The organism is Clostridium liquoris, assembly GCF_002995785.1.
Taxonomy (GTDB): Bacteria; Bacillota; Clostridia; order Clostridiales; family Clostridiaceae; genus Clostridium_AO; species Clostridium_AO liquoris.
Genome location: NZ_PVXO01000050.1, coordinates 1 through 22,494, shown reverse-complemented (window position 1 = coordinate 22,494; position 22,494 = coordinate 1). Strand labels below are relative to the sequence as shown.

Sequence of the window (22,494 nt, the reverse complement as noted above, 5' to 3'; positions counted from 1 at the left end):
CGTTAATGAGAAAATATGAATGAAATTTATAATTGAAAAATAGGATGTTGTGTAATATAATAAAAAATGGCTTTACTTTTGGTAAAGCTATTTTTTATTTATAAGCTAGTACCATGGTTAAAATAATGTGTACTAGTTTTTTATATTATAAGTACATAATACTATCATTTTAAAAAGATATAATATGTATTATAATATAATCAAGATGAATATTTATTTTATAAGTTGGAGGAAAAAGATGGTTAATAATAATAGGAAGAAAGATGGAAGTAAATTTGATGACAACAAATTCAAGTATATTATCTACTATGCTATTGCAGTAACAATAGTTGTTTTTTTAATTAATGATTATTTAGTTAATACAGAAACGGAGCAAATAAAATATACAGATTTTCTTAACATGATAACTCAAAATCAAATTAAGGAAGTACATTTTTCTAAGGATAGGATAGTTATTTATCCAAAAGAAAATACAAGCTATAATAATAAGGTACTATATACTGGCAGATTTGAAGAAGATAAAGAATTGCCTGATAAATTAAACAAGGCAAATATACCTTATGATCAAGTTATACCAAAACAGGATGGACCATTTAAGAACTTTATGCTTAATTGGGTATTACCATTTATAATATTCATGGCGTTAGGAAGATTTCTTTTTGGCAGATTAGATAAAAAAATGGGTAGTGGAGTTATGTCCTTTGGTAAAAATACTGCTAAGATTTATGCAGAAAACGAAACAGGGGTTACTTTCAAGGATGTAGCTGGGCAAGAAGAAGCAAAGGAATCTTTGGTGGAAATAATAGACTTCTTACATAATACTCAAAAGTATTCTGAAATAGGAGCTAAATTACCAAAGGGTGCTTTATTAGTAGGCCCTCCAGGTACAGGTAAAACATTACTTGCAAAGGCTGTAGCAGGAGAAGCTAAGGTACCATTTTTCTCCCTGTCTGGTTCTAGTTTTGTAGAGATGTTTGTTGGCATGGGAGCAGCTAGAGTAAGGGATTTATTTGAACAAGCACAGGAAAAGGCTCCTTGTATAATATTTATTGATGAAATAGATGCTATTGGGAAAAGTAGAGATGGAAACATAACAGGCAATGATGAAAGAGAACAAACACTAAATCAGTTACTTTCTGAAATGGATGGATTTGATTCATCAAAAGGAGTGGTAATTTTAGCAGCCACTAATAGACCAGAAGTATTGGATAAAGCTCTTTTAAGACCAGGTAGATTTGATAGAAGAGTAATTGTGGATAGACCTGATCTTAAAGGAAGAGAAGAAATATTAAAAGTCCATGCTAAAGGTGTTAAGCTGGCTAAAGATGTTGATTTGCTAGATATTTCTAAATCTACTCCAGGAGCAGTGGGAGCAGATTTAGCAAATATAATTAATGAAGCTGCCCTAAGGGCTGTAAAGAACAATAGAAAAGAAGTTATTCAGGAGGATTTACAGGAAGCTGTTGAAGTTATAATAGCAGGAAAAGAAAAGAAAGATAGAATATTATCACCTAAAGAGAAGAGATCAGTAGCTTTTCATGAGGTAGGGCATGCTCTAGTAGCAGCACTTTTAACTCATACAGATCCTGTTCATAAGATTACAATAGTTCCAAGAACCATGGGAGCCTTAGGTTATACTATGCAAGTACCTGATGAAGAAAAATATTTGGTTACAAAAGAAGAAATGTTTGATCAAATTTGTGTAATGCTTGGAGGAAGAGCGGCGGAAGAGGTAGAGTTCAATACTATGTCTACAGGAGCATCAAATGATATTGAAAAGGCCACTGAGACAGCAAGAAATATGGTCACTATATACGGTATGACTGAAAAGTTTGATATGATGGGTTTGGAATCTATGTCAAATAGATATCTTGATGGAAGACCAGTTAAAAATTGTAGTGCTGAAACAGAAGCGCAAATTGATGAAGAAACATTAAAGATAATAAAGGAAGGCCATAAAAAAGCAATAGATGTATTGAGTAAGAACAGAGATTTATTAACTAAGGTAGCAGAAAGATTATTAGAAAAGGAAACCATTATGGGAGACGAATTTATGAGCTTAGTAAAAGGAGAAGAAGCAAGTATAACAGGTGATAATGTGGAGAATAATGAAAATAATGAAAGTGATGATAATTTAAACAATGATACTAAATTGTTAGAATAATTTTAGGTTGGTGACAGAATAATGGATAATTCTGATTTAGATAAGGAAAAAGAAATACAATTTAATATTGAGAAAGAAAGATTAGAAGAAACTATAGCTGTTATAAATAAAGAAATAGTAAATTCCTTAGATAAAAGGAAATCAATAATAAAAAATATAACAGAATATAGGAAAAATGCAATAGAAGAGCATAAAGATGATGAAGACCAAGTAGCAGAGTATTTTGACCACGAAAGATTCATTGCAGAAGAACAGTTTAATCTAATAGATAAAAGGTTAAGGGAATTAACTATATTATCTCCTTCACCATATTTTGGGAAAATTCATTTTATGGAAGAAGATTCCCTAAATGAGGAAACTATCTATGTAGGCAGATTTGGAGTTACTCCCAATGAAGCTTATGAACCTATAGTAATAGACTGGAGATCTCCTGTAGCAGCTTTATTTTATGCAGGTAAATTAGGGGAAGCAGCCTATAATGCACCTATGGGGGAAGTTAAGGCAAACATTTTAGAAAAAAGACAATTTATAATTAAAAAGGCAAAGTTATTAGGAATATTTGATTCAGCAATTGATGTAAAAGATGAAATATTACAAATGGTTTTAAGCAGTAACTCAGGTGATAAATTAAAAGATATAATTATGACTATACAGCAGGAGCAGGACAATTTAATAAGACAACCTAAAAATAGAACCATAGTGGTAGATGGAGTAGCTGGCAGTGGTAAGACTACAGTGGCTCTTCATAGGGTTGCATATTTATTATATAATTATAGGAAAACATTGCAGAACAAAGTGCTTATATTAGGACCCAACAATATATTTATGGAGTATATATCCATGGTTCTTCCTAGTCTCGGAGAAGGTGGTGTTAAGCAAGCTACTTTTAAGGATTTTGCATTAGAGTTAATAGGGTTAGACCATGTTATGAGTTTAAAGGACTATATGGAGAAAATACTCATTGGGGATCAGAATTTTATAGAAAGTATATTATATAAGAATTCTGTTAATTACATTAATGAATTAGATAAATTGGTAGTAAAGTTAAACAATTGTTATTTTAAAATAAGAAATGTAGAACTTTTAGGAAAAGTAATTTCAACTAAAGAGGAAATAGAGGAATTGTTTAATAAATATTTTAATTCCATGCCTCTATTTAAGAGAAGTAAAAGAATTAAAAGAATTATATATTCCAAGATAAAGGATAGAAGAAATGAAAAGATAAGAGAACTAGAGAAAAATTATAAAGAAACTTTGGCTAAACTTACACCGGAAGAAGCAAACTCATATGGCAGTGACTTAGATTTTAAAAGAAGATTAGAAATAAGAAAGATTATTTCTAAAGTTATAAAGGTAAAAAATGAATTGCAATGGATTGATAATCCAAATGTTGTGGATATATATAATGAGTTTAATAATAATAAGCAACTTACCAGAGACGACTTAGCTCCAATTTTATATTTGAAAATAAAATTAGAGGGACTTACCTGTAAAGATGAAATAAAGCATGTGGTTATAGATGAGGCCCAAGATTACAGTGCCCTACAGTTTATAGTTATTAAACACTTAACTAGATGTCAATCCTTAACCATAGTTGGAGATAGTAATCAAAGACTTATACCTATAAAAGGGGCTATGCCTATGAATTATTTAGGTGATTATTTAGAATTTAGGGATGTAAAGAATTTTAATCTTCAAAAGAGCTATAGATCAACTCAAGAAATTATGACATATGCCAATAGATATTTAAACAATAATGGTATAGTGCCTTTGGTAAGAAACGGGGAAAAGGTTACTGAGGAAAACATCTATAGTGAAAAGGAACTGCAAAAAAAGCTTGTAAGCACTTTAAAGGGTTTGAAAGAGAAAGGGTATGAAAGTATAGCGGTAATATGTAAAGATATCAGCAGAACAGAATATATAAGCAGTATAATTAAAAACAAAATGTATATAAAAGTAATTGATAAAGAAGATTCCATTTACAATTCAGGGGAAGTTGTAATTCCTTCTTATCTTGCAAAAGGGTTAGAATTTGATGCAGTTATCATAATTGATGACAATTTATCAAGTATCAACTATGATAAAATGATGTATGTTATGTGTACTAGAGCTTTGCATAACTTAAATGTATTTAAATTAAATTATTAAAGGAAGCTAAAACTTTAGCTTCCTTTTTCCTTATTTTACAGACTTTCTTTTTCATAAACTAGTAATCTTTCTATTAATTTTTCTGATAAAATGTCAATTCCATTAAAATCTATATTGTCTACATAATATTTTTCCAGTTTATCATGAAGTTTTTTGCATTTGGAAAGATTCTTCAATCCTATATTTAATAGTTTATAAAAGTTATCCTTATTTTCTTCTATTTCATCTTGTACACTATTAATATATCTTGTATTGAGTAAGCAATCCATATTAATTTCTTTGCCTATAGATTCACTATTGTTTATTTCATTAGAAGTTAGTATTGCCGTATTCAAATCTGGAATAATTAAATGTTCTATTCTAGATGGAATTAATGGATCATGAAATATTTCTATAGAATATCCCCTTCTTAAAGCTTCATCTTTAAGAAAGGTAAGCAAAGAAGTTTTTCCAGTGCCAGGCTCCCCTTTTAGGGTATATATGTGTTGAAAACCTTCATAAAGAGTATCTATATAAGATACTATGCCATTAGGAGTAAAAGCTGTAGCAAATAAATGCCTTTCTTTTCCTAAACCTATTTCGTCACTTTTAAAGATTTCCTTTTTCAATTCTTCATTAAGAGAATTTAAGGCCCTGACATCTAAAGCTTTCTTATTATAATAGCTCCAATTATCATGGATTGACTTGGCGCTGTTTATATATGCATAAGCTCTGTTAAAATTATCTTTTATGGCGGAGTAAGTTTCTATAATACTATTTTTTTCTTTACTTAATTGTCTTTCATTTAAGAAAACTCCTAGATTTAAAATTTCATCCAAAGCACCAGGAACACTTGGGTCATTAATATGAGGAGCAGTACCATCAATTAATGCTATACCTAAATCCTTTATAGCAATAGCATCTAAAGATTCATTATCTGAAGAACAATGAAAAAATTCAATAGTATGACCATTATCCAAAAATATTTTTGATATTTTTTTCATTAATGAGGATTTCCCAGTACCAGGGCCACCTTTTATATAAAAAATTCTTCTAGCTTCATTGGCAGGTATAATGTATTGAAAAAAAGAATAAAAGCCTTGTGAAGTATTACTTCCTGGAAACAGATGTCTTTCTTTTTTACTCATATAAAATTCACACTCCATAATATAAGAATCAATATATATTATGCAGGATTGTATGCTATGTTAACATATAAATTATATAAAATCTCGATCCATTGTAATTACTACATTATAATTAGGATGAATTTTCTTTATACGTTCATTTAATTCATCTTTTATATTGTTTCTAAATTCTTTTGTAATGGCTTGACTATAATCTATAACTATGTCAAAAATTAAGTTCTTTGTATCACCTTCTCCAACAATTCTAAAATCGTGCAAAGATTTGATCATTGGGTAATCTTCTATTATTTTTTCTAATTCTTTTTTAGCTGTGGTTACTTCTTCATCATTAGTATTTATAGGATCCATATGAATAACCAATATTATATTTAGTTTTGAGGACAATTCCTTTTCTGCCCTATCTATTATTTCATGTATTTTAACTATGGACATATCTTGAGGCACTTCGGCATGAATTGATGCCATGAATTTTCCCGGACCATAATTGTGTATTACTAAATCGTGAACTCCTGTAATATATTTATAACTTAATACTCCATTTGTTATTTTATCTACTAGTTCCTCATCTGGAGATTCACCTAAAATAGGGTTTAAGGTATCCTTAATAAGTGTAAAACCTGAATACATTATAAATAGAGAAACCAGTATACCAATATAGCCGTCTACAGGGAAACGAGTCCATTTGGATAATATCAATGATAGAGCTACACAACTAGAGGTAGTCACGTCGCTTAAAGCATCAAAGGAAGAAGCTTGCAATGCAGAAGAATTAATTTTTTTACCCATATAGTTATTAAATTTGCTAAGCCATACCTTTGTAACGATAGAAAAAAGTATTAGGATAAATGGTATTATCTGAAACTTTACTGCAACAGGATTTGTTATCCTAGCATAGGATGATTTAACGAATTCAAAGCCTACCAGCATTACCATGAAGGATACTATCAACCCAGAAAGATATTCTATTCTTCCGTGGCCAAATGGATGCTCTTTATCAGCTGGCTTTGCAGCTAACTTAAATCCAAGCAAGGTAATTAATGAGGAAGCTGCATCGGAAAGATTATTAAAAGCATCAGCAGTAACAGAAATACTGCTGGTTATCATTCCTATAATTAATTTAACAATAAAGAGTATACTATTAATTACCATGCCTACTATACTCCCTAAAAAACCATAGTTATTTCTAACTTTCTCGTCTTCTACATCGTTATAATCTTTAATAAAATGTTGAACTAAAAATTGTGATAACATATTAAACACCCTTCTTTATTAAAGTTGAAAATTGGCAATGACAGATGGAAGTTACTGTCATTGCCAATTATCCATTGCCATCTATTATAACACATTTGAAAGCGTTATATAAGTATGATATTCTAATTATAAAATATAAAATTTAAGAATGAGAGGGAATAGGAATTATGGAAGAAAAATTAAAGCTAGCAGAAGAACTTATAGAGTTTATATATGATAGTCCTACAGCTTTTCAGGCTGTTGGAACTGTGGAAAAGGTATTATTAGGATGTGGATTTAAAGAATTAAAGGAAAGTGGCAAATGGAGTTTAAGTAAAGGCGGCAAATATTATACCAAGAAAAATAATTCAGCTATTATAGCATTTGTAACTGGAAGTGATAGTGTAGTAGAAAATGGATTTAAAATTGTGGGAACTCATACAGATTCTCCAACCTTTAGAATAAAACCTAATCCACACATGACGTGTGAAGGAGGATACTTAAAACTAAATACAGAAGTTTACGGTGGACCCATATTAAATACATGGATGGATAGACCTTTAGCAATAGCTGGCAGGGTAGTATTAAGAAGTGGAAATCCTATGGAGCCGGAAGAAAAATTAATTAATATTAATAAACCTTTATTGGTTATACCTAATCTAGCTATACATATGAATCGAGAAGTAAATAAAGGAATAGAACTTAATCCACAAAAGGATATGATTCCTTTAATGGGTATTATCAATGATACCATGGAGAAAGATAATTATTTATTTAACATATTAGCAGAAGAATTGAAAATTGATAAAGATAGCATAATTGACTTTGATTTGTTTTTATACGAATATGAAAAAGGCTGCATTATGGGAATGAATAAGGAATTTATATCTTCTTCAAGGCTGGATGATTTAGCCATGGTACATGCAGCTTTAAAGGCATTAGTACAATGTAAATCTACAAAAGCCACTAATGTGTTAGTTTGTTTTGATAATGAAGAAGTAGGAAGTTCAACAAAACAAGGTGCTGATTCCATAATGCTATCAAGCATCTTAGAAAGAATAGTAGAAAAAGAAGAGAAGGGTAAGGAAGCCTATTTTAGAGCATTATCTAAATCCTTTATGATTTCTTCAGACTTAGCCCATGCTGTACATCCTAATTCATCGGAAAAGGCTGATCCAGTAAATAGGCCTATGATCAATAAGGGACCAGTAATTAAAGTAAGTGCAAGGCAAAGTTATACTTCCGATAGTTTCTCTTCTGCAATTTATGAACAGATATGCAAGAAAGCTAATGTTCCTGTGCAAAGATTTGTGAATCGTTCAGATGAAAGAGGAGGATCTACTATAGGACCTATATCATCAACTCATGTAAATATACCATCAGTAGATATTGGAACAGCTATACTTGGAATGCATTCTATAAGAGAACTTGGAGGAGTAGAAGATCATTTTTATATAACTGAATCCTTTAAAGAATTTTATAATTTATAATAGGCGGTAATAAAAAGGAGATGGACATATGAGATTATTTGGTTCTATGGAAGTTAAGAATAATAATTTATATATAGGTGGAGTAAACTGTGTAGAGTTAGCTAAAAAATATGGTACACCACTATATGTTTTTGATGAGGAATTAATAAGGAAAAACTGTAGAGAATATTATGATAACTTTAAGGTTAATGAATTAGGGAATAAAGTAGCTTATGCAGGAAAGGCGTTTTTAACTATTGCTATGTGTCAAATAATAAAAGAAGAGGGACTAAATTTAGATGTGGTTTCTGGAGGAGAACTATATACTGCAATGAAGGCTAATTTTCCTATGGAAAGAATATATTTTCATGGAAATAATAAAACTTTAGAAGAAATTGAAATGGGCATGGAATTAGGGGTTGGGAGATTTATAGTAGATAATTTTCATGAAATAGAAATGATAAATGAAACAGCAAAAAGAAGAGGGAAAATCCAAAAAGTACTTCTAAGAATAACTCCGGGGATAGAAGCACATACTCATAAATACATTAGAACAGGACAAATAGATTCTAAGTTTGGATTTACTTTACTAGAAAATGAAACCTTAAGGGCAGTAGAACAGTGCATTAAATCAGATTATATAGATATAGTAGGTCTCCACTGCCATATTGGTTCTCAAATATTTGAAACTACTCCTTATGAAGAAGAAGTAGATATAATGATGAATATAATAAAAGAAATAAAGGATAAATTAAACTATGAATTAGATGAGTTAGATTTGGGAGGAGGTTTTGGCATATATTACAAGGAGGGGGATTTACCAAAATCCACAGAAGAATACTGCAATGCTATTCTAAATAGGGCAATACCTAAAGCAAAAGAACTGAATATTAAACTTCCTTCTTTAGGTATAGAACCAGGAAGATCTATAATAGGTAATTCAGGAATAACCCTTTATTCTATAGGAGCCATTAAAGAAATACCAGAAATAAGAAAGTATGTTTCTGTAGATGGTGGAATGACGGATAATATTAGACCTGCGCTTTATAATGCTGAATATGAATGTTTATTAGCTGGTAATGTTAAAGATCCTGAAGAGCAGTGTGTGACTATAAGTGGAAGATGTTGTGAATCTGGGGATATATTATTAAGTGATGTAAGTATACCTGAATGCAAAAGCGGAGATGTTTTAGCAGTGATGACTACTGGAGCATATGGATATTCCATGTGCAGCAACTACAATAAAATCCTAAAGCCAGCAGTAGTATTGGTGAAAGACGGGAGATCAAAATTAATATGTAAGAGACAAAGCTATGAGGATTTAATAAGCAATGAATTGACATTGTAATATTATGGAGAATTACTAAAGTAATTCTCCATAATATTTTTTTGTATTCTTGGAAATAATAATCTAAAGGATTCATGTACCACAATGGAAAGGATGGGTTGTTATGTTTTATTACGGAATTTCTTCAATTTTTATATTAGGTATATTGGTTATATTTGTGGTTTATAAGTACTTCAAACAAGGGGATAATTATGAAGATGATTTGGAATTTATCTATGATAGTGATAAAGAAAGTGATGGAAAAGACATAGAAGAATGTCCATATAATCCAATGAATAAAAGTATTAAATCTAAAATAAAGCTTATAAAAAGTTTAGACGGAAGTTATAGAAACATTATAGAAGGTTACGATTACCTAAACAATGAAGCTAAAAATAAAAAAAAGATAGTATCCGCAGGAGAATGGCTTTTAGATAATTTATATTTAATTCAAAAGGAATATAAAAATATAAAAAATAATATGAGCGGAAGTTATTATGAAAATTTGCCTGTGATATATAAAGGCGTAATGAAAGGGTATCCAAGAATATATTACATTGCAAAAAAAATAGTATATATGACAGATGGCAAAATAAATAAAGAAAATATAGAAGAATTTATAAATAAATATCAAAAACACACACTTCTCACTAGCGGAGAATTATGGGCTTTACCTAGCATGTTGAAAATAGCTTTAATACAAAATATAAGTAAAGTAACAAATAATATAGTATTTGCCCAAAAGGAGAAGGATAAAGGGGAAAATTTAGGCAATAGATTAATACTACATTCAGATAATAAAGAAACTCTAGAAAAAATATTTAGGGAACAATTTAGTTTTAACCCATACTTTACAGAAAAATTATTAAGGGTATTAAGAGACAGCGGTTTAGAAAACCCAGAAATATATAAATGGATTGATGAAAATCTTGACATGGTAGAAACCAATACAAGGAGAATAACAATATTTGAGCACCAGAGGCAGGCTCTTTTCAGAATGCTTATGGGAAATAGCATAACAGGTATAAGAGAAGCCTCTTCTTTTGATTGGAAAGAATCTTTTGAAAAACTAAGTTATTTGGAGCAAGTTTTAAGGGAAGATCCAGCAAATATATATAGTAAAATGGATTTTACATCCAGGGATTACTATAGACAGGAAATAGAAAAATTAGCTAGGTACATGAAATTAGGAGAAACTTTTGTAGCGAAAAAGGCCATAGAATGTGCTATGGAGTCAAAAGATACAGAGGATAAACCCTATGGTAAACATGTTGGATATTATATTATTGATGAGGGCAAAGAATGTTTAAAAAATAAAATAGGATTTAAAGATAAAGGATTAGAAAAAATTAAAAATGTAAATGAATACAGAAAAGTTGATTATTATATAGGTTTTATAATTCTAGCTACTATTGTTCTTGCTTGTATATTAGTTTATATAAACCTATTCAATTATTATTTTATGGCTCCATGGCAGTATGTAATAGGCTTTCTATTCTTGCTTATTCCCATTAGTGAATTAGTTATTTCTATAACTAATTGGAGTATAAATCATTTGTCAAAGCCCACTTTTATACCAAAGCTAGAATTCAAAGAAAGTATACCAGGGGAATATAGTACTATTGTGGTAATTCCAACTCTATTAAATAGTGAAAAAAGAGTAAAAGAGCTTATAAATGATTTAGAGGTATACTATTTAGCTAATAATAGTGAAAATATTTATTATGCTATTTTAGGAGATTTTAAGGATAGTAAAAATGAATATGAAGAACAGGACAAAAATATAGTACAATGCGGTTTAGATGGTATTAGAGGGCTAAATAAAAAATATAGCAATGATGGTAGTGATATATTTTATTTTTTTAATAGATATAGACAATACAATGAAAAAGAAGACATATGGTTGGGATGGGAAAGAAAAAGAGGCAAGTTAATGGAATTTAACAATTTAATAAGGGGTGATAAAAACACAAGTTATAATATTATAAGTGGTAACATAGAGCATCTATATAAAATTAAATATGTTATAACCTTAGATGCAGATACCCAGCTGCCAAGGGATAGTGCCAATAAGTTAATAGGAGCCATGGCTCATGAATTAAATAAACCTTATATAGACAAAGAAAGAAAAATGGTGGTGAGAGGGCATGGCTTAATGCAGCCAAGGATAAGCGTGGGAAATATTAGTTCCAATAAAACCTTATTTTCAAAAATTTTTTCAGGGGAATCAGGTATAGATTTATATACTATAGCTGTATCAGATGTGTACCAAGATCTATTTGATGAAGGAATATTTACAGGAAAAGGGATATATGATGTAGATACATTTAATTTTATGCTTAGAGATGAAATACCTGAAAATACAGTATTAAGTCATGATTTACTTGAGGGATCTTATGTAAGAGCAGCATTATTAACAGATGTAGAGCTAATAGATGGATATCCAGCTTATTATAACGCTAGTTCCAAACGACTGCACAGATGGGTAAGAGGGGATTGGCAGCTGCTTCATTGGATTACTAGGAAAACTCCATTAAATAAGCTGTCCAAGTGGAAGATATTAGATAACTTAAGAAGAAGTTTATTAGCGCCTTCTATTATTATACTAATAGTACTATCCTTAATATTCTTTTCATACCCAGATAGATGGCTTGTAATAGCTGTAATAGCTTTATTAGCACCTATTTTATTTGATGTTTCTGAATCTGTTATAAATCCTATAAAAGGTGTAAGTCTTTCTGGAAAAGCCAGCAGCTGGAAAATAAAAGTAGAACAGTTTTTTTTGATTTTTTCTTTTTTACCTTATCAAGCCTATCTGATGTTAGATGCTATAATTAGAACTTTATATAGAGTTTGTATTAGCAAAAAACATCTTTTAGAATGGCAAACTGCTGCAGATGTTGAAGCTAATTCTGGAAGAAAATTAAAGAATTTTATACAATCTATGTGGATTGGCAGTACTATTGCTTTAGGTATAGCTTATTTAGCCTTTTATAGATCAAACAGCATAGGTTTTATATTTTTACCTTCATGTATAGTATGGTTCTTAAGTCCTTATATAGCATATGCCATAAGTAAGGAGAAAAAAGAAAAGATTGAAACTTTAAGTGAAGAAGATATAGAATTGCTTAGAAGGTTAAGTAGAAAGACATGGGCATATTTTGAAGACTTTAGTAATGAAGAAAATAATTGGTTAGCTCCGGACAATTATCAAGAATATCCGGAGAATGGAGTGGCTCATAGAACTTCTCCAACTAACATAGGTATGGCACTTACTTCAAATATTTCTGCCTTTGATATGGGGTACATAGATCTATATGAATGTGTTGACAGATTAAATAAAGTTTTAAGCACCATGGAGGATTTAGAAAAATACAATGGACATTTTTACAATTGGTATGACACAAAAAGTAAAGAACCTCTTTATCCCAAATATATATCTACAGTAGATAGTGGAAATTTATTAGGATATCTATGGCTCATACATGAATCCATGGAGGAATTTCAGGAAAAGCCCATTGTAAATATTAATGTAAATAAAGGGTTAATTGATTTATTAAGGTTGTGTAATGAGGAATTAGCAAACATAGACGAAACTAATTATAACAATGAAATTAAAGATTTACAAAATTGGCATGGGAATATATATGGTTTAGCAAGAATATTAAAGGATATAAAGGAGATCTCAGAAAAAGTTAATATATATACAAAAGAAGAACAGTTATATTGGAATATAAAATTAATATGTACATTAGATAAATATTTAAATAATATTTATAATGAATTTCCTTGGATTGATTTATTAAGTGAAGAAAATATAGAGTTAAACATAAAAAATATGAGCTTATTTAATGACAAGGAAATAGCTTTGATGAAGGAATTGGGATCAATGCCAGCCAGTAGAAGTATAAGAGATTTAATTATTATACTTCAGGATATAGAAGAAAAATTAGGAAGTAGAAATTCTAGTAATGATGAAAATTTAAAGAAACTATATGAATCTATTGTTAAAAGCAGAAATGAGATATATAACCTTTATAAAACCATAGAGGATCTTAAGTTTAAAATAGATAAAATAGGTAAAGATATGGATTTTAAAATGTTGTTTCATGAGTCAAAGCAGTTATTTTCTATAGGATATGATGTGGAAAAGGGCAGAATTGATGACTGCTATTACGATTTATTAGCCTCTGAAGCCAGACAGGCAAGCTTTGTGGCCATAGCTAAAGGAGATATAGAACAATCACATTGGTTTAAACTTGGCAGAGCCTTAACTTCTATTAATAGAAATACAGGCTTGGTTTCATGGAGTGGAACTATGTTTGAATATCTAATGCCATTACTTATAATGAAAAAGTATCCTGACACTTTGTTAAATCACACTTATAATTTTGTTATAGAAAGCCAAAAGTTTTATGGAAGGGTAAAGGATGTACCTTGGGGAATATCTGAATCAGCTTTTTATGCATTTGATGTAAATTTAAATTATCAATATAAATCTTTTGGGGTTCCTGGAATAGGATTAAAAAGAGGGCTTTCCAATGAACTAGTTATATCTCCCTATTCCACAATAATGGCTTTACAAATAAAAAAGAAAGACTCTCTTATAAATATAAAGAGGATGATTGAAGAGGGTTTTGAAGGAAGATATGGTTTATATGAGGCAATAGACTATACTAAAGAAAGATTACCTAAAGGCAAGAAATTTATTGTAATAAAATCATTTATGGTACATCATCAGGGTATGAGCTTAATGGCCTTGAATAATGTATTAAACAATGATATTTTGCAAGAAAGGTTTCATAAAGATCCAAGGGTAATGGCAACCGAACTATTGCTGCAGGAAAAGGTTCCAAGTTCTGTAGTATATGATAGAGAAGAACAGTTTAATGAAAAGATATTTATTAATGACAATAATGTTAGTATGGTAAGAAAATTTTTAACTGCCAAAACAACTTACCCGGAAACCAATTTATTATCTAATGGCAGTTACTCTATTATGGTTACCAATAGCGGCAGTGGATACAGTAAAAAAGATAATATGATGATATATAGATGGAAAGAGGATGTAACTAATGATAATACAGGAGCTTTCTTTTATATTAAAAATTTAAATTCTAATGAGTATTGGAGCAGCTATTATCAACCCTGTAAGAATGAAGGAGATAATTATGAGGTGATTTTTTCTCTTGATAAGGCAGAATTTAGAAGAATAGATGGAAATATAAAAACTATTACAGAAGTAGCTGTATCAAATGAGGATAATGGTGAAATAAGAAAAATTATGCTAACCAATAATAGCAATAGTACTCGCATAATGGAGATAACTAGTTATTGTGAGGTTACATTAACTCACTACAATGCAGATTTAGTACACCCAGCTTTTAGTAATCTATTTATAGAAACAGAATATACAGAGAACCCTTTATGTCTATTAGCTTATAGGAGGAAAAGAGAAAAAGATGGAAAAGAGCCATGGGCTATGCACACAGTTATAGCGGATGAAAAGATTGTTGGTAAAGTTCAATATGAAACCGGCAGAGGGAACTTCATAGGAAGAAATAGGGAACTTAACAAGCCAGAGGTTATGGAAAGTGATTCTCCTTTGACAAATACTGTAGGGGCTGTATTGGATCCAATATTAAGCATCAGGGTAAGGGTAAAAATACCACCAGGAGAAACTTGTAAGATAGCTTATATTACAGCTGTAGGAGAGAGCAGGGAGGAAGCTGTAAAGCTTGCAATGAAATATAGGGATTGGAACAATGTAAATAGAGTATTTGAGCTTGCATGGACACAAAGTCAAGTTGAAACAAGGTATTTAGGCATAAAATCATCTATTGCTAATTTATATCAATCCATGGCATCCAAGATTATATTTTTAAATAATACCTTTAGGGAAAGACAAGATTATATTAAAGCCATAGATAAAGGTCAACCAGCTCTATGGTCTTACGGTATATCCGGTGACTTACCTATAGTAGTAGTATTACTTAGAAAAGAAGAAGATTTAGATATGGTAAGGCAAATGATAAAAGCACATGAATATTGGAGCTTAAAAGGATTAAAAGCAGATTTAATAATTTTAAATTTAGAAAGTAGTTCTTATATTCAGGCATTACAGGATGCTATCAGGGATATAGTTTATTCTAGTCATGTAAGAGATAAAGAGAATAGTTTTGGTGGAGTATTCTTATATAATAAAGCTATCATGGCAGAAGAGGATATTAAATTTATAATTTCTATAGCTAGGCTGATTATAGACCCTGAAAAAGGCAGTATTACTTCTCAAATAAAGAAAAAAGATAAGCCAGAATATAATGTAGATGTTTTGAAGCACTCAGAGCTAATATTTAAAGAAAAAAATGTCCAATTGGAAACGCCAAAGCTTAACTACTTTAATAGTTTGGGTGGATTTGATTCTAGTGGGGATAAATATATTATTGTATTGGATAACTATAGAAATACCCCAGCGCCTTGGATTAATGTTATATCAAATGGAGATTTTGGATTTCATGTTTCAGAAAGCGGAGTTTCTTATACTTGGTATAAAAATAGCAGGGAAAATAAAATAACCACATGGTCTAATGATCCAATTAAGGACAGCGAGGCAGAGGGATTATATATTAGAGATGAAATCAGCGGAAAGCTTTGGAGTATATCCCCTAAACCAATTAGAGATGGAGGAAAATATATAATAGAGCATAGCTATGGGTATTCTAATTTTAAGCATAAGGCTTATGGAATAATGGGCGAATTTTCTATGTTTGCACCTATTGAAGATAGTGTGAAATTATGTATAGTAAAATTAAAGAATTATACTGACATAGAAAGAAAGTTATCTGTTACCTATTATGTTCAGCTTGCACTTGGTGTAGTTCCGCAGCAAACAGCACAGTATATTTCTACATATATAAATAATGAGAAGGAATATATATATGCAAAGAATCCTTATAGCAGTAACTTTGGGAACTTATTAGCTTACCTTAAGATAGCTGGTGGGGAGGATATATCCTGTACTGGAAGCAGGGAGGAGTTTATTGGTAAGTCAGGTTTTATAGAAAGCCCACAGGGACTTAATAAGATAAAGTTTTCAAATACTGTGGGTGCTGGTCTAGATCCATGTATGGCTGTGAATAGCAAAATAAGCTTAAAGCCTGATGAAGAAAAATATATAGTAGTACTTCTAGGGCAAGATGAAAATATTAATAAAATAGATGAGACCCTAGAGAAATACAGTAAAATGGAAAATGTACTAAAGGAATTAGAAAAAGTTAAAAATTATTGGAAAGATAGATTAGGTACCATACAAATAGAAACGCCAGATAAAACTATGGATATTATGGTAAATGGATGGCTTATGTATCAAGTTATAGCTTGTAGATATTGGGCAAGAACAGCATTTTATCAATCAGGAGGCGCCTATGGTTTTAGAGATCAGTTACAGGATTCTTTAGCAATATCATATATAGAGCCGCAATATACTAGAAATCAAATATTGTATAGTGCTTCAAGACAATTTTTAGAGGGAGATGTTCAGCACTGGTGGCATCCTGTAGTAGATAGTGGTATAAGAACAAGATTTTCTGATGATCTTCTTTGGCTTCCATATGTTACTTCACAATATATTAATAATACAGGAGACTATAGTATATTAGATGAAATTGTTCCATATTTAGAAGATGAACCTTTAAAAGAGGGAGAAAATGAAAGATATAATATAGCAAGAAAATCTGATAAGGAAGGAAGCATTTATGAACATTGCGTAAAGGCTATAGATAAATCTCTTAAATTTGGAGAACATAATATTCCTCTTATGGGATCTGGAGATTGGAATGATGGAATGAGTACTGTTGGAAATAAAGGTAAGGGTGAAAGTGTTTGGCTAGGATGGTTTTTATATACCATATTAAAAGACTTTGTAAATATATGCAGCTTTAAAAAAGATAAAAATAAAGAAGATAAGTATAATGAAATGCTAAACTTCATTGTAGAAAATATTGAAGCAAATGCTTGGGATGGAAATTGGTATAGAAGGGCATATTTTGATGATGGAACTCCTTTAGGTTCTGCAGAAAATGATGAAGCACAGATAGATTCTTTATCTCAATCTTGGGCAGTGATATCAGGAGGTGCTAGGGAAAGCAGGGCAAGGGAAGCAATGCTATCTGTAGAAAGATATTTGGTAAAATACGATAAAGGATTAGTAATGCTGCTAACCCCAGCTTTTGATAAATCCTCCTTGGAACCAGGATATATAAAGGGGTATGTCCCAGGCGTAAGAGAAAATGGAGGTCAATATACTCATGCAGCCATATGGTATATCTTGGCCTTAACCAAAATAGGTTTTAACGACAAAGCATGGAATATATTTAATATGATTAATCCTATTAATCATACTAGATCATATTTAGACTGTGAAAGATTTAAAGTAGAGCCATATGTCATTACAGCAGATGTATATGCTGTGGAACCTCATATAGGAAGAGGAGGCTGGAGTTGGTATACTGGTGCTGCAGGATGGATGTATACTACAGCTGTTACTGGTATACTGGGTTTTAAATTAATAGGAGATAAAGGTTTTACCGTGAGCCCTAATATGCCAGAAAACTGGAATGGATTTAAAATCATATATAGAAGAGGAGAATGTGTATATAATATTAATATAAGCAAAGGCGGCGAGCGATGCATAAGCCTAAATGGAGAGGTGTTAATTGATAATATAGTTCCGTTTTTAAAGGATGGAAATCATAATGTGCAGGTTACTGTAAAAAGTTGACTGCTGTATAAAAAACAATAAAATTAAAGTTCCCTATATTTATAAATATAGGAAACTTTAATTTTAAAATAAATCGTTTTCTTCCATGTCTTTGGATGTGTAATCGAACTCCCATGTGACTATATTATTTGATACTATAGGATCTCTCACATTATCAGGTAATTTAGCATAATCTTTTTTACCTTTAGAATAGGACTTTACTATCTTTTGGTTAGCTTCTAAATAATCTCTTTCATTTGGAACATATGGTTTGTCAGCCACTTTTATCACTCCCTATATTTTTAAAATAGTATATGTTTAGTATTTGGCGTAATGTAAATACTATTCATGAAGGTTATTATTACTAAAACTATATAAGCATTAAAAATATATATTAAAGATTGTAACTTACATGGGTTATGGAAGAAATAATACTATTGACAAAATTTTTTGCATATAATATGATAATAAGAAAAGAAAATTTTATTCTATGAAGGGAAGCAAGTAGGCTTAAAAACAAATTTACAGAGAGTTGTAGAGGGTGGAATTGCAACAATTATGTTTAAGTTGAATGGGTCCTAGAGAATCTAGATGAAATGAAAAAGTAGTTCTAGACGTAGGTCTCACGATATAGAGACAGGATATAATAGTTGTATCTGTGATTAAAAGAAGAAGTGTAAACTTCTTAAATTTAGGTGGCACCGCGTTAATACGCCCTATAGTTTTACTATAGGGTTTTTTATTTGTTTTTTATTTAAAAAATTATTGAAAATTATATATAAAATATGTAAAAGGAGGAAGTAACAATGGAAGAAAATAAGAAGGTAATATTTAGTGGTATACAACCTTCAGGAAACTTAACCATAGGAAATTATTTTGGAGCAATAAAAAGCTGGGTTAAATTACAGGATGAGTATGATTGCTATTATTGTGTAGTAGATTTACATGCTATAACTGTAAGACAAGAGCCAAAAGAATTGAGAAGAAGAACTTTAGAAGTATTAGCTACATATATTGCATGTGGGGTAGATCCAGATAAAAACACATTATTTATTCAATCCCATGTACCAGCTCATAGCGAAGCCGCATGGCTTTTAAACTGCTATACTCATATTGGAGAGTTAAGCAGAATGACTCAGTTTAAGGATAAATCTCAAAGATATGGTGAATCAGTAACTGCAGGTCTTCTAGATTATCCTGTTTTAATGGCTGCAGATATATTATTATATAATACAGATTTAGTTCCAGTAGGAAGTGACCAAAAACAACATCTAGAGTTAAGTAGGGATATTGCCATTAGATTTAATAATACTTATAGCCCAACTTTTAAAGTACCTGATGGATATATGCCAGAAGCTGGAGCAAGGATAATGGATTTACAAAATCCTGCTAAGAAAATGTCTAAATCCTCAGATAATCCAAATAGTTATGTATTAATTATGGATCCACCAGATATAGTTAGAAAAAAATTAAGTAGAGCAGTAACAGATAGTATTGGTATAATAAAATATAATGATGAACAGCCAGGTATAAAAAATTTAATCAATATTTTAAGCACTGCTACTGGTAAAACTATTAAAGAAATAGAAAAAGAATATGATGGCATGGGCTATGCTAAATTAAAAAATGATGTAGCAGAAGCAATAATAAGTGAAATTGAACCCGTTCAGAAAAGGATAAAAGAGTTATTAGAAGATAAGGATTACTTAGAATCCATATATAAAAAAGGAGCAGATAAAGCTAATTATGTAGCAGATAAAATGCTTTCAAAAATGCAAAGGAAAATAGGATTTGTTCCAAGAGCTAGATAATATAAAAAAGGAGAGAGTGTAGTGGAGGATTTAATAAAGGAAATAGAAAGAAGGAGAACATTTGCTATAATATCCCACCCAGATGCCGGTAAGACTACGTTAACGGAAAAACTTCTGTTATACGGAGGTGCAATAAGACTTGCAGGATCAGTAAAAGCAAGGAAGGCTTCTAAACACGCAGTTTCTGACTGGATGGAAATAGAAAAACAAAGAGGAATTTCAGTAACCTCTTCTGTTATGCAGTTTGGTTACAATGGATATTGTATAAACATATTGGATACCCCTGGACATCAGGATTTCAGCGAAGATACATATAGAACTTTAATGGCAGCAGATAGTGCCGTTATGGTAATAGATGGAGCTAAAGGTGTAGAAGAGCAGACAAAAAAACTATTTCATGTATGCAGTTTAAGAGGAATACCTGTTTTTACCTTTATCAATAAAATGGATAGAGAAAGTAGAGATCCCTTTGAACTTATGGAAGAAATAGAAAATGTACTTGGTATAAGATCTTATCCTATGAATTGGCCAATAGGGTCTGGAGCAGATTTTAAAGGAGTTTATGATAGAAATAAAAACCTAATAGAGGTATTTGATGATGGAAACCATGGTCAAAATGTTGTAGAATCTGTTGAAGGCAGTGTAGATGATCCTGTATTCAAAGATTTGCTTGGTGAATCATTACATGATAAATTAATAGAAGATATAGATTTATTGAATATTGCGGGAGATAAGTTTGAACTTAAAAAAGTTAGAAGAGGAGAACTCACACCTGTATTCTTTGGCAGTGCGTTAACTAACTTTGGTGTTGAACCATTCTTAGAGCAGTTTTTAAATTTAACTACACCACCGCTGGGAAGACAATCTGATATAGGAGAAGTGGATCCATTTTCGGAGGATTTTTCAGCATTTGTATTTAAAATACAAGCTAATATGAATCCAGCACATAGAGATAGAATAGCCTTTATGAGAATTTGTTCAGGAAAGTTTAAAAAAGGTATGGAAGTATTCCATGTACAAGGAGGAAACAAAGTTAGGCTTTCTCAACCACAGCAGTTTTTAGCACAAGATAGAGAAATAGTTGATGAAGCTTATGCTGGAGATATAATAGGGGTGTTTGATCCTGGTATTTTCAGTATAGGTGATACTTTATGTCAAAGTAACAATAAACTTAAATTTGAGGGTATCCCCACATTTGCTCCAGAGCATTTTGCAAGAGTAAGAACGGTAGATACTATGAAAAGAAAACAGTTTATAAAAGGAATCACTGAAATATCTCAAGAAGGAGCAATTCAAGTATTCAAAGAAATAAATATTGGTATAGAAGAAATAATAGTTGGCGTAGTAGGGGTACTTCAGTTGGAAGTATTAGAATATAGAATGAGAAATGAATATAATGTGGATATTAAAATGGAGACACTTCCATTTAAGTATGTAAGATGGATAGAAAGTAGTAATATAGATGTTGAAAGATTAAGTATTACTAGTGATACTAAAATAGTAAAGGATCTAAAGGATAGAAACATTCTACTTTTTCAAAGCGATTGGGCAATTAGCTGGGCTTTAGATCATAACAAAGATATAGTACTATCGGGTATAGGTAAAAGTGAAGACTAAAATTCTATTTATAGTGAATAGCTAATTTTGAAGACTATTGCACGACTAACAAAATAGTTAGCTGTGTAATAGCCTTTTTTTAAATTCCTTTTCGTCTTCCCAATAAGGCATCTATAATAAATATTAAAGCTGCCACTAATAAAAGTAAATTAATTAAATTGCCGCCAATTCTAAATATTAATCCTATTAACCAAAATAGGATTACAAATCCTCCTAACCATCTAAGAAATGCCATATTGCAAAACCTCCATGAAAACTTTTTAAAATAAAAGTGATTTTATATTATTATTTGCAAATTAGAAACAATTTATAGGTTAAATAAGAAATTAGGTTAGAAGGCTAATGTTAGACAAAATAAAAAGAGAGGAAATACCTCTCTTATCTTCTTTCTCTCATGTTGTTTCTACTAGCTTTTCTAGCTTTTCTGCATTCAGGGCATCTTACAGGATCATTTTCGAAACCTTTTTCTTTATAAAATTCCTGTTCTCCTTCTGTGAATATAAATTCTTTTCCACAATCTTTACAAACAATAGTCTTATCTGCCATTATAAAAACCCTCCTTTGAACTATAGGATTAATTTTTCATGGCTAATTCTCCTAGGACAAAGGAGTTAAATTACATGAATAAATTAACCTATTTTATTAATTTAGAGAAAGTTATCTCTAAATATGATTATAGCATAAAAGGCATAAATTTCAATATTATAGTTTCAAAAGTTTGTGTCAAGTTAAAGTGGGCAATTTATTTTTTGAATTTTTCCCATTATAAATTCAGTTGAAAATTTTATCCAATAGGGCTTCGCCCGCGGCCCGAAAGGGCGTACTTATCCCCTTAATTTTTTA

Annotated in this window: 12 protein-coding genes and 1 other annotated feature; of the genes, 7 read left to right on the top strand and 5 right to left on the bottom strand. The window is 30.7% G+C overall.

Annotated elements, in window-relative coordinates; translation table 11 throughout:
- Positions 1-238: 238 nt before the first annotated feature.
- Both ftsH and CLLI_RS09300 read left to right on the top strand, forming a co-directional pair.
- Positions 239-2,164, top strand: coding sequence for an ATP-dependent zinc metalloprotease FtsH (gene ftsH / locus CLLI_RS09305; RefSeq protein ID WP_106063943.1), 1,926 nt, complete (start codon positions 239-241; stop codon positions 2,162-2,164).
- 21 nt (positions 2,165-2,185) lie between these two features.
- Positions 2,186-4,312, top strand: coding sequence for a HelD family protein (locus CLLI_RS09300; RefSeq protein WP_106063942.1), 2,127 nt, complete (start codon positions 2,186-2,188; stop codon positions 4,310-4,312).
- Positions 4,313-4,347: 35 nt separating this feature from the next.
- On the opposite strand, the gene CLLI_RS09295 is transcribed toward CLLI_RS09300, so the two are convergent.
- Together CLLI_RS09295 and CLLI_RS09290 are read right to left on the bottom strand one after the other, a co-directional pair.
- Positions 4,348-5,439, bottom strand: coding sequence for a PRK06851 family protein (locus CLLI_RS09295; RefSeq protein WP_106063941.1), 1,092 nt, complete (start codon positions 5,437-5,439; stop codon positions 4,348-4,350).
- Positions 5,440-5,511: 72 nt separating this feature from the next.
- The gene (locus CLLI_RS09290) at positions 5,512-6,690 is read right to left on the bottom strand and encodes a cation diffusion facilitator family transporter (protein ID WP_106063940.1); all 1,179 of its coding nucleotides are present in this window, start codon (positions 6,688-6,690) and stop codon (positions 5,512-5,514) included.
- 167 nt (positions 6,691-6,857) lie between these two features.
- Here CLLI_RS09290 and CLLI_RS09285 point away from each other — a divergent pair, with 167 nt between their 5' ends.
- The 3 genes from CLLI_RS09285 to CLLI_RS09275 all read left to right on the top strand — a co-directional run bounded on the left by CLLI_RS09285 (position 6,858) and on the right by CLLI_RS09275 (position 18,244).
- A complete protein-coding gene (locus CLLI_RS09285) occupies positions 6,858-8,159 on the top strand; it encodes a M18 family aminopeptidase (RefSeq protein ID WP_106063939.1) in 1,302 nt (433 codons plus the stop codon).
- A gap of 28 nt (positions 8,160-8,187) precedes the next feature.
- Positions 8,188-9,486: a diaminopimelate decarboxylase gene (gene lysA, locus CLLI_RS09280; protein ID WP_106063938.1), complete on the top strand. Its 1,299-nt coding sequence runs from the start codon at positions 8,188-8,190 to the stop codon at positions 9,484-9,486.
- Positions 9,487-9,589: 103 nt separating this feature from the next.
- Complete coding sequence (locus tag CLLI_RS09275; protein ID WP_106063937.1) at positions 9,590-18,244, top strand: glycoside hydrolase family 94 protein; 8,655 nt, start codon at positions 9,590-9,592, stop codon at positions 18,242-18,244.
- A 63-nt stretch (positions 18,245-18,307) separates the two neighbouring features.
- On the opposite strand, the gene CLLI_RS09270 is transcribed toward CLLI_RS09275, so the two are convergent.
- On the bottom strand, positions 18,308-18,505 hold the full coding sequence (locus tag CLLI_RS09270) for a hypothetical protein (RefSeq protein WP_106063936.1): 198 nt from the start codon (positions 18,503-18,505) through the stop codon (positions 18,308-18,310).
- Between the two features lie 199 nt (positions 18,506-18,704).
- Positions 18,705-18,945 (top strand) — a binding site (T-box leader).
- An 84-nt stretch (positions 18,946-19,029) separates the two neighbouring features.
- On the opposite strand from CLLI_RS09270, the gene trpS reads away from it, so the two are divergent.
- Positions 19,030-20,034: a tryptophan--tRNA ligase gene (gene trpS / locus CLLI_RS09265; protein ID WP_106063935.1), complete on the top strand. Its 1,005-nt coding sequence runs from the start codon at positions 19,030-19,032 to the stop codon at positions 20,032-20,034.
- Positions 20,035-20,055: 21 nt separating this feature from the next.
- Positions 20,056-21,651, top strand: coding sequence for a peptide chain release factor 3 (locus CLLI_RS09260; protein ID WP_106063934.1), 1,596 nt, complete (start codon positions 20,056-20,058; stop codon positions 21,649-21,651).
- Between the two features lie 79 nt (positions 21,652-21,730).
- On the opposite strand, the gene CLLI_RS14525 is transcribed toward CLLI_RS09260, so the two are convergent.
- The gene (locus CLLI_RS14525; RefSeq protein WP_170063692.1) at positions 21,731-21,886 is read right to left on the bottom strand and encodes a DUF5670 family protein; all 156 of its coding nucleotides are present in this window, start codon (positions 21,884-21,886) and stop codon (positions 21,731-21,733) included.
- A 143-nt stretch (positions 21,887-22,029) separates the two neighbouring features.
- Positions 22,030-22,197 carry a zinc-ribbon domain-containing protein gene (locus tag CLLI_RS09255; protein WP_027625804.1) on the bottom strand — a complete coding sequence of 56 codons (168 nt, stop codon included), beginning with the start codon at positions 22,195-22,197 and terminating at the stop codon, positions 22,030-22,032.
- Between the last annotated feature and the right edge of the window lie 297 nt (positions 22,198-22,494).

Coding starts and splice junctions, on each gene's coding strand:
- ftsH (WP_106063943.1), top strand. CDS start 239: ATGGTTAATAATAATAGGAAGAAAGATGGAAGTAAATTTGATGACAAC.
- CLLI_RS09300 (WP_106063942.1), top strand. CDS start 2,186: ATGGATAATTCTGATTTAGATAAGGAAAAAGAAATACAATTTAATATT.
- CLLI_RS09295 (WP_106063941.1), bottom strand. CDS start 5,439: ATGAGTAAAAAAGAAAGACATCTGTTTCCAGGAAGTAATACTTCACAA.
- CLLI_RS09290 (WP_106063940.1), bottom strand. CDS start 6,690: ATGTTATCACAATTTTTAGTTCAACATTTTATTAAAGATTATAACGAT.
- CLLI_RS09285 (WP_106063939.1), top strand. CDS start 6,858: ATGGAAGAAAAATTAAAGCTAGCAGAAGAACTTATAGAGTTTATATAT.
- lysA (WP_106063938.1), top strand. CDS start 8,188: ATGAGATTATTTGGTTCTATGGAAGTTAAGAATAATAATTTATATATA.
- CLLI_RS09275 (WP_106063937.1), top strand. CDS start 9,590: ATGTTTTATTACGGAATTTCTTCAATTTTTATATTAGGTATATTGGTT.
- trpS (WP_106063935.1), top strand. CDS start 19,030: ATGGAAGAAAATAAGAAGGTAATATTTAGTGGTATACAACCTTCAGGA.
- CLLI_RS14525 (WP_170063692.1), bottom strand. CDS start 21,886: ATGGCATTTCTTAGATGGTTAGGAGGATTTGTAATCCTATTTTGGTTA.
- CLLI_RS09255 (WP_027625804.1), bottom strand. CDS start 22,197: ATGGCAGATAAGACTATTGTTTGTAAAGATTGTGGAAAAGAATTTATA.